We start from the raw sequence: 14193 nt of genomic DNA, 5'->3' as shown, positions 1-14193 counted from the left end.
GCTAACCGGTCAGAAGAGGACCAAAACCTGAACAGAGCTAACTTATAAACACGGACTCTCAGGGGAGCAGGTCAGCAGCGCCATCGGGCGTTTTGATATCCGCCACCAGATAGGTCACCCCGCAGTCGTCAAAATCGCGCAAGGCCGCGCGGGTCTGTTTTTGCAACGCTGTGCAGGTTGGACATTGCGGGTCATGGATTTGCACGATGGTCATGGCACCTTCGCCCACACGGGTCAGATCATGCTCGGCAGCATAGGCCCGGAAGGACCCGAAACCCCAAACGCCCCCACCCGCCACTGCCGTAAGGCCGATGGCCCCGTTGCGGCCTAGTTTCAGCACATCACGGCGCGAGGGTGCGGCGGCGGTGGGAGAAGACTTGCGGCGCTTGGATTTTGACTTGGACATGAAAGGTGCCTGTGAAACGGTCGGTCAGGCGCACCCTATCCCCGAACTGTCCGAGCGCAGCTAACAATCGCGTCATTGCGCCGCCATGAAAAAGGGCGCGCAAACCGATGCCTGCGAGCCCTCTTCGTCGCCGTCAGCGAGACCTTACTCAGCCGCCATGGCCGCTGAGGCGGGTTCCCATGGCGCGATGAACGCGCCCAGGACCGTTTGCAACGCCTGATCGCTTGATCCTTTAGCGTCCACTTGAGCCACAAGGCCCCGCTTTTTGTCCTCCAACACGGACACAACACGCGCATCCAGACCCGCCGCTGAAAGCGCCTCGTTATAGGTGCGGGTGATCGCCTCTTTGCGCAGGTCGGGCTTGAAGATTTTACCGACAGCGGTTTTGGGTAACTCGTCCATGATGACCATGTGCTTGGGCTGCGCAGCGCGTTCGTGCACGTTGGCCTTGCAGAACGCGATCAGCTCGTCGGGGGTGACGGAGGCACCTTCGACCAGCTCTACATAGGCGCAGGGTACTTCGCCCGAATGGGCGTCGGGTTGACCAATGGCCCCGGCAAAGGCGACGGCTTCGTGCCCCAAAAGCGCCTCTTCGATCTCGGCGGGGTCAATGTTGTGCCCGCCCCGAATGATCAGGTCCTTGGCGCGGCCCGTGATCCACAGATACCCGTCCGCGTCCAGACGGCCCAGATCCCCCGTGCGCAGGTATTTCTCGTGATAGTAGAGGTCCTTGTTCTTTTCGGCCTCGGTATAGGTGTTGCCAGCCCACACGCCGGGATTGGACACACAGATTTCGCCTACTTCCTCGACCCCAGCCTCGACAGGCCCCTCGGCTGTGCCTTTGTAAATCTTGACGTCCGTGTAGGGGAACGGAATGCCGACGGACCCGATCTTTTTCTCGCCATCAATGGGGTTGCCCGACACAAGGCACGTCGCTTCGGTCATGCCGTAGCCTTCGACAATTTCGACACCGGCGGCAGCCTCATAGCGTTTGAACAGCTCTTGCGGCAGAGGTGCCGAGCCGGAGAACGTCGACTTTACGGTCGAGATATCGGCATCAATTCCCCGCTGCATCATCGCTGCAATGGCGGTGGGCACGGAGGCGATAAAGGTGATCTTCCACCGCTCAGTCAGCTTCCAGATATTGTCGAACACGCCTTCGCCGCGATAGCCCTGCGGGGTGGGGAAAATGCAATGCGCACCCGACGCGACCGCGCCCATCAGCAACACATGGGCGGCCATGACGTGAAACAACGGCAAGGGTGCGAGGATATTATCATCCGGACCAAGCAACACTGTGGCACCGACCCAACCATTGTAGATCATACCGGAATATTTGTGCTGCGCCACTTTGGGCATGCCGGTCGTCCCGCCAGTGTGGAAATAGCAGGCCACTCGATCTTCCTGCACATCCTCAAAGCTGAGGGTTTTGGGCTGCTTGGCCGCTTCGGCGTTGAAGTTCTTGTACGTCACACCCGGTGCCTGTTCGGACTTGGGGCGGATCAGCGGGATGATGAACGACTTGAGGCCCGACACATGGGTCAGCAGATCAACCTCGAGCACGGTCTTGACGTTCGGGGCGAGCGACACCGCCTTGGCTGTTTTCTGGGCCACATCCGTCTTGGGAAAGGCGCGCAGGGTTACGACGATCTTGGCATTTGTCTCGCGCAGGATCGAGCCGATTTGCTCGGCGTCGAGCAGCGGGTTGATCGGGGCGACGATCCCAGCCGTCGCGCCACCCAAGAGTGTCAGCACGGTTTCGGTCGCATTGGGCAGGATATAGGCCACCACGTCCGTCGGGCCGATGCCCATGGAGCGCAGCATATTGGCGCATTGGGTCGTGCGATCCTTGAGGGCCGAATAGGTCAGCGTTTCGGCCTTGGACTTGGGGTCCGAAAAGATCTGGTAGCTGATCGCATTGTGGTTCGGGAACTTCTCGGCGGTGGCGCTGAGCAGGCCATAGAGGGTCTTGGCGATGTCGCGCTCTTCCCATGGCATTTCGTTCTGAATGGCGTCGCGGTCCGCGATCCCTGCAAATGTCATCGTCATCCTCCCTGATGCGTCTTTTGGCAGTCATGGCGCAGCGCGCGTGCCAGTTGATCAAGGATGCGGTGGATTGCCGCAATGTTCAAGGAGTCTGGCCCCCCGCGAGAACACAATACGCGGCGTCAAAAGGCGTAACGCTAGGTCACAATAAAAAAGACGACGGGCCATGCCAGCCCGTCGCCCCCACCGCCATTCGGCGTATTGGATCAGTCCTGCGGGATGCGCAGAACCTGACCGGGATAGATTTTGTCCGGGTGGGTCAGCATCGGCTTGTTCGCTTCAAAGATTTCCTCGTAGCGTGCGCCGTTGCCCAAGGTCGCGGCCGAGATGCCCCAAAGCGTGTCGCCAGGCACAACCGTGTGAAACACAGGATCGGTGTCGCTTGGAACGTCTTCCTCGACGGCGGCGACCCCTTCGACATTGCCGACGGCCAAGATGACCTTTTCCTTCATTTCCTGACTGACAGCCTTGCCCGCGACTTTGACCTTGTCGCCTTCGACCGTGATATCCAGACCCGTGGCGTCCAGGCCAAGTTCCGCGATCTCGTCATTGAGCGCGCCGCCATCCAGTTCAGGCTCATCGCCTCCGCCAAACAGCTTCTTGCCCTTGCCTTTTACAAAGTTCCACAGACCCATGACAGCTCCCCTTTTTTCAAAATGTGTCAGGGACTCAAGATCATGTCCGCCGGCGGGAGTGAAGGGGAATTATTCCGCCGCGATACCATCTGTGAACTGCAGGCGCGCAAGGCGGGCATAGAGCCCCCCCTCGCTGACCAGCTGGTCGTGCGGGCCTTGCGCCACGACGCGCCCCTTATCCAGCACCACGATGCGGTCCGCCTTTTTCACTGTCGCCAGACGGTGCGCCACGATCAGGGTTGTGCGGCCCTGCGCCAAGCTGTCCACCGCGTCTTGCACCGCCCGTTCGCTTTCGGCGTCCAGCGCGCTTGTCGCCTCGTCCAGCAGCAGCAGGGGAGCGTCGCGCAGGATCGCCCGTGCAATGGCGACCCGCTGCTTTTGACCACCCGACAGCATAACGCCGCGCTCGCCAAGGGGGCTGTGATACCCTTGGGGCAGGCCCATAATGAAATCATGCGCTTCGGCGGCGCGGGCGGCGGCCTCAATCTCGGTCTGCGAGGCACCGGGGCGGCCAAAGGCGATGTTGTCCGCTGCAGAGGCTGCAAAGATCACCGGGTCCTGCGGGACCAGCGCGATGTGCTTGCGAAAGGCCTCCCGGTCCATTTCGGCCACATCCACGCCATCGAGCATGATACGTCCCTCTTGCGGATCGTAAAAACGCAGGAGCATCTGGATGATCGTGGTCTTGCCCGCGCCGGAGGGGCCGACAAACGCGACCGTCTCACCCGGTGCAATTTCGAGGCTGACACCATCCAGCGCATTGAGCGCAGGCCGCGCAGGATAGGCAAAGCGCACGTTCTCAAAGGCGATGTGGCCGCGCACAGGGCTTGGCAGGGTTTTGGGTTGGGCGACGTCCTGCACCGCGTCTTCGGTCTGCAACAGCTCGACCAACCGCTCGGTCGCGCCCGCCGCGCGTTGCAACTCGCCGATGATTTCGGACAGGGCGGCCACCCCCCCCGCGACCATTACCGCATAGATCACGAACTGGATCAGTGCGCCCATGGTCATCACGCCCGCGCGCACGTCATTGGCCCCGATCCACAACACACCGACAATGCCCGCAAAGACCAGAAAGATCACGATGACCGTCATCAGCGCGCGGATGGTGATGCGCCGCTTGGCCGACCCGTAGCTTGCCTCGGTCACGTCGGCGAACATCATCCGGCTGGCGGTTTCGTGGGTAAAGGCCTGCACGGTTTGCACCGCACTCAATTGCTCGGATGCACGGCCTGAAGACGCGGCAATCCAGTCTTGGTTTTCGCGGCTCAGCCCGCGCAACTTGCGCCCCAGCACAAGGATTGGCACCACGACGGCGGGCACGATCAACAACACCAGCCCCGCAAGTTTGGCCGACGTCAGCAACATCAGGACAAGACCGCCGAAAAAGATCAGAATATTGCGCAATGCAATCGACACGGAGGAGCCAATGACACTCAGGATCAGGGTCGTGTCGGTGGTGATCCGGCTGAGCACCTCGCCGGTCAGCACATTCTCGTAAAAGCTGGGCGACATGCCGATGACGCGGTCAAACACCGCCTTGCGGATGTCCGCGACCACACGTTCGCCAAGGCGCGTGACCAACGCATATCGCAACCCCGTACCCACGGCGAGCAGGCCCGCAATGCCGATGGCCGCGAGGAAATAGAGATCAAGGATCGCGGGGTCTTCGCTGCCAAAATTGTCCACCACACGGCGCACCGCCAGGGGCAATGTCAGCGACACCACAGCCGTCAGAACAAGGGCCAGAATGGCAGCGATCATCAACGGCCAATAGGGCATCAGAAACGGCAGCAATGCGCGTAAGGACCCAAGCTCTTTGGATTTTTCCCGCTCTTGCGTGGCCGATTGAGGCGGCAAATCTGTGGTGGTCGTGTCGGTCATTCTGTCTCCGGGCGTCCGTGCCCCGCAGATGGCCGCAACACACATGTCACGTCAAGTGGACAGCACCGCGCAGGTCAAAATTGGTGAAACATGGAGCGGGCGGCGGGAATCGAACCCGCGTCATTAGCTTGGAAGGCTAAGGTCTTACCACTACACAACGCCCGCAATACCGAGGCCCCGGATACGGCATCGCGGATGCGGGGTCAAGCAGGACAAGGGCCGCGATATGGCGGCAGGTCGCATCAGTACCCGCGTATCGGATCGACCACATTGACCAGCGCCTCACCCGCGCTCCAGCGCGCGAGATTGTCCAGAAACAGGTCAAAGGACACATCCTCCCACCCGTCATGCACGGACGCGCAATGGGGTGAGATCAGCACGTTGTCCAAGCCCCAAAGCGGGCTGCTTTCGGGCAAGGGTTCGACCTCGAACACATCGAGGGCCGCCGCCGCGACGTGCCCCTCCGCCAGCGCCTGCGCCAGCGCGGTCTGATCGACGACGCCACCGCGGGACACATCCGCAAGGACCACCCCGCGTTTCATCGCACCGATCTGCGTGACACCGATCAACCCGCGCGTCTGAGCCGTCAAAGGTGTAGATATCGCAATGAAATCAGCGCGCTCCAGCAAGCTGTTCAAGGCGTCTGCACCGTGTACCTCGTCCACGTTATCCGTGTCGCGCGGGGTCGCGCGGGTGCCGATCACGTGTATGCCAAACGCCTTGGCCAGCTGCGCGATCGCCTTACCGGTGTGGCCCAGCCCGACAATCAGTAGCGTCTTGCCCTTGAGAGGACGCACCGTGCGTGCCGCCCAGACCCGCGCGCCCTTGTCCGCTTGCAATCCCGGCACATCCAGCATGAAATGCAAGAACCCGCCCATGACATATTCCGCCATCATGTCCGCTGCGACCCCGGCGGCATTGGTCACGGTTGTGACTTGCGCATCCCACTGCCCGAAGTGGTCGGTCCCCACGCCCCCGTTTGCAATCCACTGCGGACCGTCGGGTCCAAAAAGAGCCGCCCTTGGAAAGCCAGGCGTGCCGTTAAACCGCACTGTATATACGACCTGAGGCGCAAATTCCGTCAGCATCTCGGGCAGCGCGTCATAGCTGTCGCAGACGCGCACCTGCGCCTGTGGACTGGCTGCGATCAGCCTCTCAACCAGACCGTCTGACGCATCGGTGTGCAGCACGACGCGGATCGGCTCTGTCATGTGCTCTCTCCTACCGGGGGGTGGATCAGGGCCAGAAGATCACTGAATTTGGTATCCGGTTCTTGCATTTTGGCGCGCATTGCCCAGATCGCGGTCTTGCGCGGTGGCGGTAACGCGCCCGAGATGGCGTGGAATTTCGCCTCGACATCGCCAAGCGCCATCGGGGCCTCGGGCCCGCCGCGAGCATGCACCTCCCCCGAGCTCAGTCTGCGTCCATCCCGCAAGCGCACCGTCACATCTGACCAGCGTCCCGCAGGAAAGCGTGATGTATGCCGCGCGTCTTCCTGCACCGTGATTTTGTCCACGATAGCGGCCACCTGCGCGTTATTCAGTTCTGCACCCGAGATGTGGTCCGCATTGATCCGCCCATGCACCAGCCGCGCGCCCAAAGCAAAGGCCAGCGAATACTGCGCCTGCGAGGTCGTCTCTGGCATGCCCGGAAACAAAGCGGCCGCCTTATCAAAGGTGCGCACTTTGATGGCGGCAATGTCGTCCGCCGTCAGGCTGTGCCCGTCGATCAAGTCTCCGAACCCATCAAGGGCGGCATGCGCCCAACGGCAAATCGGATAGGGTTTGATGTAGTTATGTGTGATCGTCCAGCTTTGGCCCAGATCGGCCCAATGCGGTGCAATATCAGCGGCTTCGACGGTGATGGCAGGGGCACCCTCGAACCCGTTTTCAGCCATCAGCACCGCCATAGTTCCAACCAAAGCGCCCATGCCGGACCCGTCATGCAGCATGGTGGGGTTGGCGATTTCGCGCATCATCTGACTGCGCGGTCCGTGGTATTCTGCAATCCCCAAGGCATGCCGCAACTGGTCCGCCGTTGCCCCGCGCAGCCGACAGCCAAGCGCCGCAACCCCAAGCGCATTCCACGCACCGGACGTGTGATAATCCGCGACGCTGGCGTGCAGCGCGATGGCGGCCCTTGCTGATACCTCATAAGCCATCACCATCGCGCGCAAGGCATCGCGCGCTGAAAGGTCGGGCAGGTGCTCTCCAAACGCGCACAGCGCGGGCACCACCGCGCAGCCGATATGCCCAAGCGTCGGGTTGTAGCCGTCATGCGCATCCAGATTATCGATCTGCGTGGCGGCCGCAAATGCGGCCCCCGATAGCGAAGCGCGGCGACCATCAAACAGGATCGTGGCCTGATCGTCCGGATTTGATGCGCCGTGAAAGCGCACCGCATGATCGCGCGCGATCTGTCCGGCCTGCATCCCATCTGCCCCCGCGGCCACGCCCAAAGTGTCAATCAACAAGGTCGCGGCCATGTCGAGGGCAGCGTCCGGCACGGTACATGGTCCCAAGGTAAATGCGGCAATATCGTCAAAGGTCATGAACGCTCCGATGCGAGCAATTGACCAAAGCCGGTGATTGGTGCGCGCAGGCCAAGCAGGCACATCGCCTGAAACACCATCGCCTGATTTGAACTGATGACGGGTTTGCCCAACGCTTGTTCGAGATCCTCCAGAACCTCCACACTGCGCATGTCCGTACATGACAGAACCACAACCTCAGCTTCCAGGTGATCGGCGCGCTGCCCAAGGGCAAAGACTTCGCGCGGGCTGAGCGCGCCCTGCCCTTCATTGTCCAGCGTGCCCTCAAAATCAGCGCGGTGTACGGTGTCAAACCCCATTTGGCCGAGGAAGTGGATCGCCATGTCGTTGATCGTGGGCACGTAAGGCGAGGCAAATGCGATCTTCCTGGCCTCGAGCGCCGTCAGCGCAGCCACCAGCGCGCCCGCAGCCGTGACCGTCTTGGCCCCGCTGGCTTGGGCAATGCGCGCGGCCAAATCGCGGTCAAAGGCTGGCCCATGGGTGAGTGTCGCCGAGGTGCAGCCATAAACGACGACATCCGGTTTGACCCCAGTGAGCAGCCGCAAGGGTTCGTCGAGGTCCGCAGCCCCCAATGCATGCATCTGGTCGGCGTCCGGTATTTCGTCCTCGTCATAGCCCCCCATGCGCGCAAAGTGGAGGGAAACACCGTCCGGGCGCAACAGGGCCATGTCCGGCTCAAGGTTCGAATTGGTGAAAGGGACCAGCACGCCAAATCGCGCCTGTCCGCGGGACGCGCTCATGTCCTGTTCTCCTGCTGCCACTGATCCAAAAGGGCAATGGCCTGTTGCGTATCGGCCCTGGTCCCAATGGTCATGCGCATCATATGCGACAGACCCGCGCCGCCCTGGGCCCGCAGGAACATGCCCCGCTTGCGCAAAAACGCATCGGCATGGGCGGCGCGCTCTGCGTTGCTCATGTCCATCAGAACAAAGTTGGTAAAGCTCGGGCCGACCGCAAACCCAAGCGCGCGCAAGGCGGTCGCGGCCTCTTCGCGGATTTGCGCGGTCATTGCGCAGGTCTCACGCATATAGGACTGATCCCGCATCGCCGCTGCCGCCCCTGCCTGGGCGGCCGCGGAGATGTTGTTGGGGTTCATCACCTTGCGCATCTCCGCCGCGATATACGGCGGAAACAACCCCCAACCGATCCGAAACCCCGCCATCCCGTAGGCTTTGGAAAATGTGCGCAGCACCACCGTGTTGCCTGCGGCGATCATGTCAAAACAGGGGGCCGTCTGATGATCGGCAAACTCGCCGTAAGCCTCGTCAATCACCAACAGGATGTCGTCCCGCAAGCCTGCGCGCAATCTGTCGAGATCTCCGCGCGGAATGTGGGTTCCGGTCGGATTGCCTGGATTGGCCACAAACACGATACCTGTGTCGGGTTGCACGGCTGCCAAAAGGGCGTCCACGGAGACTGTCGTGCCCTCCTCAGGTGCCGTGTCGAACCGGGCCTGCGCCATCTGCGCAACGGTGCGGAAAAAAGGGTAGGCATGGGCGGGCGCCAGCGCGGCCCGCGCCGGTCCGGCAAAAACGCGTGCGAGGCAGCCGATCAAATCGAGCGACCCGTTTCCGCACAGGATATTGGCCGGATCAATACCGTGAACCGATGCAATCGCCGCGCGCAAGTCGGTCCAATCAGGGTCAGGGTACAGCATCCCCTGCCCCAATGTGGCCTGCGCCGCCTCGACCGCCACAGGACTTGGCGCGCGCAGACTTTCGTTTTGGGACAGTGAAATGAGCGCAACCCCGTCCGGCGCCTGCATGTCCGCAAGCGCATAGGGCGACATGGCCGCGATATGGGGCAAGGCGCGCGTCATGGTCTGCCTTCGGCAGCGGATCGACAGATGTGCAGATTGCGCAGTGCTGCGCGTATCCTGTTCACGGCCGCCCTTCGCTCGGTTGTGGCCGATAAAGTGGCGTCAGAACGTGCGTCGCTGACTTTTGCGAGCCGTCGGGTGGCAGGTGTGTGGGTCATGGATCACGTCGTCGTCACGAGGGCTGGGGTGACCGCGCAGAATGCGGCCAAAGCGACCGGGCCCATCGGCCCGAAATCCCTATGGACAGGTCACAAGGTTGCAGCCCGTCGCTCGGCGGGACAGTGATCTGATCCAGACAACACGCATTCGTATGCAACCCATCCCACGCAATAACGTGCCGTGACTGTGGAACCAAGCCGGAGGTCAGGTCAAACAAAAACGTATCAGGACCGTGGGCATCTTCCTGCTCCAGCAGGAGACGGTGCGCATCGCCTGCGGGGTCCGAATATTGATCGTGCCGCAGCGTCCAGATGAAAGCGATCAATGTCCCAAGGCCGGGGATCAGGGAATACGGCAAAAGAATAACAATTATATTCAATATCTTATCTTACCCTCAGTGCGTCGCGTGTCACGGTGATCGAACTGGTCGACATGGCCAGCGCGGCCATCAAGGGGGGCGCGAACCCCATCAGCGCAAGCGGAATCGCGATGCAGTTTTACCCTACTGCGAGGGCGAAGTTTTCAAGGATCCGCCGCCGCGCGCTGCGCGCAATGCGCAGAACGGCCGAAATGCCCGAGAGATGTTGCCCAAGCAGAACGACATCAGCGGCATTCTGGCTTGCCTCGAACACGGTGCCCGGCGCGATAGAGGCCCAAGCCTGCGTCACCGCCAGCGTATCGTTGAGCCCGTCGCCGACCATGTGCACACGCCGCCCTTGAGCTTGCAGATCGCGGATCAGGGCTTGTTTCGCTTTTGGGTCGACCTCGGCATGGATGTGATCTACGGGCAGGTGCGCGGCCATGCGCGCAGCATTGGCATTGCATCCGGCACCACGCGCTCGCGCCGTTCCACCAACTGGGCCGCATCGCCAATCTGCACTCATGTTTCTGCGCCCAGACCAAGCCATGCTCCGTTCCCCAAGGCGACCGGGCGACCATCACAGCAGGCGCACACGCCCTTGCCCCGATGGTCTTGGATAACGTCAATATGTGCGACCTGCGCATCAACCAACGCACCCAAGACGCTCCGGCTGGGCGGGTGCCGCGAGGCTTGCGCCAGTGCTTTGAGTACACTGTCCGCCGCAACAGGCATCTCCGCTGGCACCACCAAACCACTGTCGCTGAGCGTTCCGGGGCCAACCGTTCAAGAGCAGTTTCAGATTTGACCAGCACACCCATGCAAAACAGTCGCCCCGTCGCGACCGCAGGCACGGCGAGCCCAAGGACACGTGACGATGAGCGTTGCGATGGCAATGGCGAGGGCGACGAGATAGACCAGAGGGCGCAGGATTGAGACCTTGGTATCGACGCTGGTGGCAGGGTCACGGGGCCTGTCAGCACCACATCGCCTGCTATCGGGATCGCGCCCGTTCGCACTTCGAAAGCGTCACTTTCCTCCGTCAGCGCGCTGCGGTCCACCTGCGCGCTGTCGCTCGTCAAAACCAACCGGAACGCAGGGCCTGCGGCCAGCGACAGCATATCACCGGTCACGATCTCCTCCACGGGCCGGGTCCAGCCGCGGCCCCGCCGTGATCGCAACCCGCTTGCGGCTGAGGTTGACGCGGGCGGCGGCAATGTCGGGGCGCGCGTTCAAAAGCCGCTCAACCGCGCTGATACAGCGCCGAACAGTGGTTGGGGCGCAGGATCAACTCATGCGTGGGCATTCCCGCCTGTGCCGCCACCCATTCAATGGTAGGGCGAGCGGCAACGCATCGGGGGAATGGGGCCATGGTCGTGGCGCGACCCGCACGAACACGCGTTGGCGAAAGGCGGTGCCATCATCCGCTTCGGCCGCGATCCGCAGGTTCCAGTTGCCGCGCGCGAGGGTGCCGACCTCGGCCGCGAAACGGGCGCCCTCATCGTAAAATACAGGGCTGCGGTCGTCGGCGACATGGGTGGCACGGCCAAGCGTGGCGGCTGTGATGCCCGGCACGACGGCCCCGATGATGACCGCAAAGGCCCCGCCGAAAATCGCAGCCACATGCCAGCCGGTGAGTTCGCGTGAAAACATGGGCTATCCCCTTCCGTTGAAAATGATGGCGACGCCGGCGTGGCTGTCGCCTTCGAACCATTGACGCAGGTCGGTGACTTCGGCCTCTGCGGCCGGGTCATGAGGCCGCGCGGTGACGTCAACACCGCCTGCATCGTCTGGTTGGCAGGAACGGTCACGTGGCGTTCGTTCGGCCCGTTGGTTTCGACCTCAATGCGCAATATCTCGTCCGAGGTGAGCATGAACCGAATCGTGCGGTCGTCGGCTGCCAGGTTGCGGATACGCACGGCCCCGTTCGATAAGGTCACAAATTGCGGATTGCGCACCGGCTCGACGGTGAGGCCGATCTCGGAGGGGGTGAAGAGCGCATAGACCACCGCCTCCCCGATCAGCCATCACAGCGCGGTATATAAGATCTTGCAGGTCCGTAGCACATGCTGCCAGATCGGGCGCGGAGGTGCGCCTGCGGTCTCGCGCTCTTTGTCGGCCAAAGCGATGTAGTCGATCAGCCCGGGCGGCTTGCCAATGCGTTCCATCACGTCATCGCTGGCATCGATGCAAAGCGCGCAAGTGATGCACGCCATCAGCTGTCCGGCGCGGTGGTCGATGCCCGACTGAACCAACACCTATTCGACCGTGGCGGCGTTTTCCTCTTCTTCGAACAACTCAAGAAAGACGGGCATCTGTGACCAGCACGTGCACGGGTTCGGTTCGTTGCGAATACCGTTGCGAACGGTGTATCCGATGTCTTCAAGCAGGTTCGGGCAGCCCACGGCGCGCTCGGCACCCAAGCGGTGACATCGCGAGCAGTGCGAAGAAACACGGTCGCGCGCGCGGCCGCGCCGTAGCGGTGGGCCGGATCATCCCGCGCGAGCGTGGACAGATTCGCCGAGGCAAGGCGCTGCGCCGCGTCGGCGTTCAGCTCTTCTATGGCCGCGATCTGATCGGCCACCTCGCCCCGTGTGGAGCACCCCAGAACCCCGACTGCGGCCAAATTGATCAGCGGCCAGGCGGTGATGCAAAAGACCATCATCGCCAAAAGCAGCCAACTGTCGACCAGCGGGCGCAGCCGTCCAAAATTGGTACAGGGTTGGCCCCAATCGAAATTCAGCGCGCGAAACGCAAGCTGGAAGGCGATGAACACCTCGACCAGAAAACCGACAACGCCCCAGAATCCGGCGGCGATGACGCCCGCCCTGATCACGCCGTTCATACACCCGGACGTATCCACGACGGTTTCGCGTCACCCATCTGGCGCAATTGCCAGATGCACCTCCCCCCGACCAACATGATCAGCGCGGCGTACACCATGTAGGCCAGATCATATCCGCAATCCGCGCCAATGGTGGCCATCAGCGCGACCCTGGATCAGCAACCCCGCGAAGGGTTTGCTGCTGAAACAGCCGAAAGGTCACTTGGGACACCGCTGCGACCTCTTTTTGCAACGTCTCGCGGCCCGGACGGCCAATGACGTCCGAGGGCGGCAGCACTCCCACCAATTGGGTGTGCCCGTCCTCAGTCCAGCACTCCAGCGTGGCTGCCCCACTCACCACCAAGGCAACCAAGTCCAGCGCGTCCCCGTGCATCGCGATGGTCTGGCCGGCCGCATAGGTTTTGTAGAACTTGGCCTTGTTCAAATCTTCCAACGCGTCATAGTCACGGCGCGCGCAGGGCGCGGTGACGGATCGGGCAATTTGATCAGGTCGGGCTGCGGCCAAGGAATACGCCATCTGGTCACCTGTTGATCTGTGTCAAAGCGGGCCGCACAAAATGCAGGCAGGTTTTGGGTATGAAACGCTTATCCGACCTCTGTCACTTTGGCCGGTTCAACGCGAAGGTGCCACGCCTTGAGAGCTACCCACCTGCGAACTGGTTCAGCGAAGGGATAAACGCAGATCCCGTGCGCACCTGGCAATCCAACGCGACCGAGGATGCCGAGATTTCGCTTTATTTCCACATTCCGTTTTGGCGCAGATTGTGCTGGTTTTGCGGGTGTCGAACCGGAGGCACCCGCAAAACGGCCCCGTTTGCGTCATATGTCGAGCGGGTTTTGAGCAAGGCCGCGGATCAACGCCGCAGCTTTGTGAACGGGGTTGGGCCCAAGCGCCCGCATATGGGAAGTGGGACGGCCACGATCCTGTCAGCGTCGCTGCTCGACAGGCTGTTGCGCGGTTTGGATGATATCTGAGGGCTGTCCGATCATGATGAGTTTTCGCTCGAGGGGGACCCGACAGACGTGGGCCCGGCCCGCCTTGCGATGCTGACACAACACGGGCTGAGCCGCGTCAGCCTTTGCGTTCAGGACTTTGACCCGCAAGTGCAGGCCGCCATCGGGCGCACCCAGTCGCGCGATCTGACCCAATCCGTGGTCGATGATTTGCGCGTCCTCGGAGTTGGTGCCCTGAACTTTGATTTGCTCTATGGCCTGCTGTTCCAGACGCCTACGACACCGGCGGCCCCGCTGGATGCCGTACTTGAGATGCAGCCCCGGCGGATCGCGCTGTTTGGCTATGCCCATGTGCCGTGGATGTCCAAACGCCGGTCTCTGATCCCGACCGATGCCCTGCTCAAACCCGAGGCGCGGCAAAACCTGTTCGAATAGGCGCGCAGGACGTTGCTCGGTCAGGGTTACGTCCAGATCGGGATTGACCGTTTTGCGCGGCCCGATGATGCGTTGATTCAGGCCTTGTTTGATCGACGCCTCAG

At 61.9% G+C, this 14193-nt stretch carries 18 protein-coding genes, 1 tRNA gene and 1 pseudogene; 4 read left to right on the top strand and 16 right to left on the bottom strand.

Annotation, left to right across the window (positions count from 1 at the left end; translation table 11 throughout):
• Window positions 1-58: 58 nt before the first annotated feature.
• The 9 genes from Q0908_RS15195 to Q0908_RS15155 all read right to left on the bottom strand — a co-directional run bounded on the left by Q0908_RS15195 (window position 59) and on the right by Q0908_RS15155 (window position 9338).
• Complete coding sequence (locus tag Q0908_RS15195; RefSeq protein WP_299286225.1) at window positions 59-406, bottom strand: hypothetical protein; 348 nt, start codon at window positions 404-406, stop codon at window positions 59-61.
• A gap of 144 nt (window positions 407-550) precedes the next feature.
• Window positions 551-2449, bottom strand: coding sequence for an acyl-CoA synthetase (locus Q0908_RS15190; protein WP_299286222.1), 1899 nt, complete (start codon window positions 2447-2449; stop codon window positions 551-553).
• A 209-nt stretch (window positions 2450-2658) separates the two neighbouring features.
• Window positions 2659-3087: a peptidoglycan-binding protein LysM gene (gene lysM / locus Q0908_RS15185; RefSeq protein ID WP_299286219.1), complete on the bottom strand. Its 429-nt coding sequence runs from the start codon at window positions 3085-3087 to the stop codon at window positions 2659-2661.
• Between the two features lie 69 nt (window positions 3088-3156).
• On the bottom strand, window positions 3157-4968 hold the full coding sequence (locus tag Q0908_RS15180; protein WP_299286217.1) for an ABC transporter transmembrane domain-containing protein: 1812 nt from the start codon (window positions 4966-4968) through the stop codon (window positions 3157-3159).
• 91 nt (window positions 4969-5059) lie between these two features.
• Window positions 5060-5133 (bottom strand) — tRNA-Gly (locus Q0908_RS15175).
• 77 nt (window positions 5134-5210) lie between these two features.
• A complete protein-coding gene (locus tag Q0908_RS15170; protein ID WP_299286214.1) occupies window positions 5211-6179 on the bottom strand; it encodes a D-2-hydroxyacid dehydrogenase in 969 nt (322 codons plus the stop codon).
• Entirely contained in the window at window positions 6176-7519 is a 1344-nt protein-coding gene (locus tag Q0908_RS15165; RefSeq protein WP_299286211.1) for an MmgE/PrpD family protein, read from the bottom strand. Before Q0908_RS15165 ends, Q0908_RS15170 begins: the two co-directional genes overlap by 4 nt.
• Entirely contained in the window at window positions 7516-8259 is a 744-nt protein-coding gene (locus Q0908_RS15160; RefSeq protein ID WP_299286206.1) for an Asp/Glu racemase, read from the bottom strand. Before Q0908_RS15160 ends, Q0908_RS15165 begins: the two co-directional genes overlap by 4 nt.
• On the bottom strand, window positions 8256-9338 hold the full coding sequence (locus Q0908_RS15155; protein WP_299286203.1) for a histidinol-phosphate transaminase: 1083 nt from the start codon (window positions 9336-9338) through the stop codon (window positions 8256-8258). Before Q0908_RS15155 ends, Q0908_RS15160 begins: the two co-directional genes overlap by 4 nt.
• Window positions 9339-9365: 27 nt before the next feature.
• On the opposite strand from Q0908_RS15155, the gene Q0908_RS15150 reads away from it, so the two are divergent.
• Window positions 9366-9623 carry a hypothetical protein gene (locus Q0908_RS15150; protein WP_299286247.1) on the top strand — a complete coding sequence of 86 codons (258 nt, stop codon included), beginning with the start codon at window positions 9366-9368 and terminating at the stop codon, window positions 9621-9623.
• On the opposite strand, the gene ccoS is transcribed toward Q0908_RS15150, so the two are convergent.
• From ccoS to Q0908_RS15125, 6 genes and pseudogenes are all read right to left on the bottom strand, one after another.
• Window positions 9511-9876: a cbb3-type cytochrome oxidase assembly protein CcoS gene (gene ccoS / locus Q0908_RS20440; RefSeq protein ID WP_366869278.1), complete on the bottom strand. Its 366-nt coding sequence runs from the start codon at window positions 9874-9876 to the stop codon at window positions 9511-9513. The genes Q0908_RS15150 and ccoS overlap by 113 nt on opposite strands.
• Window positions 9877-9994: 118 nt before the next feature.
• Window positions 9995-10300, bottom strand: a complete 306-nt coding sequence (locus Q0908_RS15140) for an HAD family hydrolase (protein ID WP_299286200.1) — start codon at window positions 10298-10300, stop codon at window positions 9995-9997.
• Between the two features lie 842 nt (window positions 10301-11142).
• A complete protein-coding gene (locus Q0908_RS15135; protein ID WP_366869276.1) occupies window positions 11143-11508 on the bottom strand; it encodes a FixH family protein in 366 nt (121 codons plus the stop codon).
• Window positions 11509-11642: 134 nt separating this feature from the next.
• Window positions 11643-11864: pseudogene (locus Q0908_RS20435) on the bottom strand (FixG Ig-like domain-containing protein); the annotation flags it as partial.
• Between the two features lie 18 nt (window positions 11865-11882).
• A complete protein-coding gene (locus Q0908_RS15130; protein ID WP_299286196.1) occupies window positions 11883-12113 on the bottom strand; it encodes a 4Fe-4S dicluster domain-containing protein in 231 nt (76 codons plus the stop codon).
• Window positions 12114-12278, bottom strand: a complete 165-nt coding sequence (locus Q0908_RS15125; RefSeq protein ID WP_299286193.1) for a hypothetical protein — start codon at window positions 12276-12278, stop codon at window positions 12114-12116.
• Window positions 12279-12337: 59 nt separating this feature from the next.
• On the opposite strand from Q0908_RS15125, the gene Q0908_RS15120 reads away from it, so the two are divergent.
• Entirely contained in the window at window positions 12338-12802 is a 465-nt protein-coding gene (locus Q0908_RS15120) for a hypothetical protein (RefSeq protein WP_299286190.1), read from the top strand.
• 37 nt (window positions 12803-12839) lie between these two features.
• Here Q0908_RS15120 and Q0908_RS15115 read toward each other — a convergent pair whose 3' ends face one another.
• Window positions 12840-13217 carry a cyclic nucleotide-binding domain-containing protein gene (locus Q0908_RS15115; RefSeq protein ID WP_299286187.1) on the bottom strand — a complete coding sequence of 126 codons (378 nt, stop codon included), beginning with the start codon at window positions 13215-13217 and terminating at the stop codon, window positions 12840-12842.
• 59 nt (window positions 13218-13276) lie between these two features.
• Between Q0908_RS15115 and Q0908_RS15110 the strand changes: the two genes are divergently transcribed.
• Together Q0908_RS15110 and Q0908_RS15105 are read left to right on the top strand one after the other, a co-directional pair.
• A complete protein-coding gene (locus Q0908_RS15110; protein WP_299286184.1) occupies window positions 13277-13675 on the top strand; it encodes a hypothetical protein in 399 nt (132 codons plus the stop codon).
• 48 nt (window positions 13676-13723) lie between these two features.
• Window positions 13724-14089: a hypothetical protein gene (locus Q0908_RS15105; RefSeq protein ID WP_299286181.1), complete on the top strand. Its 366-nt coding sequence runs from the start codon at window positions 13724-13726 to the stop codon at window positions 14087-14089.
• The last annotated feature ends 104 nt before the right edge of the window (window positions 14090-14193 follow it).

It is taken from the genome of uncultured Tateyamaria sp., from assembly GCF_947494755.1.
In the GTDB taxonomy this organism is placed as follows: domain Bacteria; phylum Pseudomonadota; class Alphaproteobacteria; order Rhodobacterales; family Rhodobacteraceae; genus Tateyamaria.
This window is presented reverse-complemented; position numbering and strand designations above follow the sequence as displayed.

Coding starts and splice junctions, on each gene's coding strand:
- Q0908_RS15180 (WP_299286217.1), bottom strand. CDS start 4,968: ATGACCGACACGACCACCACAGATTTGCCGCCTCAATCGGCCACGCAA.
- Q0908_RS15110 (WP_299286184.1), top strand. CDS start 13,277: ATGAAACGCTTATCCGACCTCTGTCACTTTGGCCGGTTCAACGCGAAG.
- Q0908_RS15165 (WP_299286211.1), bottom strand. CDS start 7,519: ATGACCTTTGACGATATTGCCGCATTTACCTTGGGACCATGTACCGTG.
- Q0908_RS15140 (WP_299286200.1), bottom strand. CDS start 10,300: ATGGCCGCGCACCTGCCCGTAGATCACATCCATGCCGAGGTCGACCCA.
- Q0908_RS15155 (WP_299286203.1), bottom strand. CDS start 9,338: ATGACGCGCGCCTTGCCCCATATCGCGGCCATGTCGCCCTATGCGCTT.
- Q0908_RS15160 (WP_299286206.1), bottom strand. CDS start 8,259: ATGAGCGCGTCCCGCGGACAGGCGCGATTTGGCGTGCTGGTCCCTTTC.
- Q0908_RS15115 (WP_299286187.1), bottom strand. CDS start 13,217: ATGGCGTATTCCTTGGCCGCAGCCCGACCTGATCAAATTGCCCGATCC.
- Q0908_RS15150 (WP_299286247.1), top strand. CDS start 9,366: ATGTGCAGATTGCGCAGTGCTGCGCGTATCCTGTTCACGGCCGCCCTT.
- Q0908_RS15190 (WP_299286222.1), bottom strand. CDS start 2,449: ATGACATTTGCAGGGATCGCGGACCGCGACGCCATTCAGAACGAAATG.
- Q0908_RS15135 (WP_366869276.1), bottom strand. CDS start 11,508: ATGTTTTCACGCGAACTCACCGGCTGGCATGTGGCTGCGATTTTCGGC.
- Q0908_RS15195 (WP_299286225.1), bottom strand. CDS start 406: ATGTCCAAGTCAAAATCCAAGCGCCGCAAGTCTTCTCCCACCGCCGCC.
- Q0908_RS15170 (WP_299286214.1), bottom strand. CDS start 6,179: ATGACAGAGCCGATCCGCGTCGTGCTGCACACCGATGCGTCAGACGGT.
- lysM (WP_299286219.1), bottom strand. CDS start 3,087: ATGGGTCTGTGGAACTTTGTAAAAGGCAAGGGCAAGAAGCTGTTTGGC.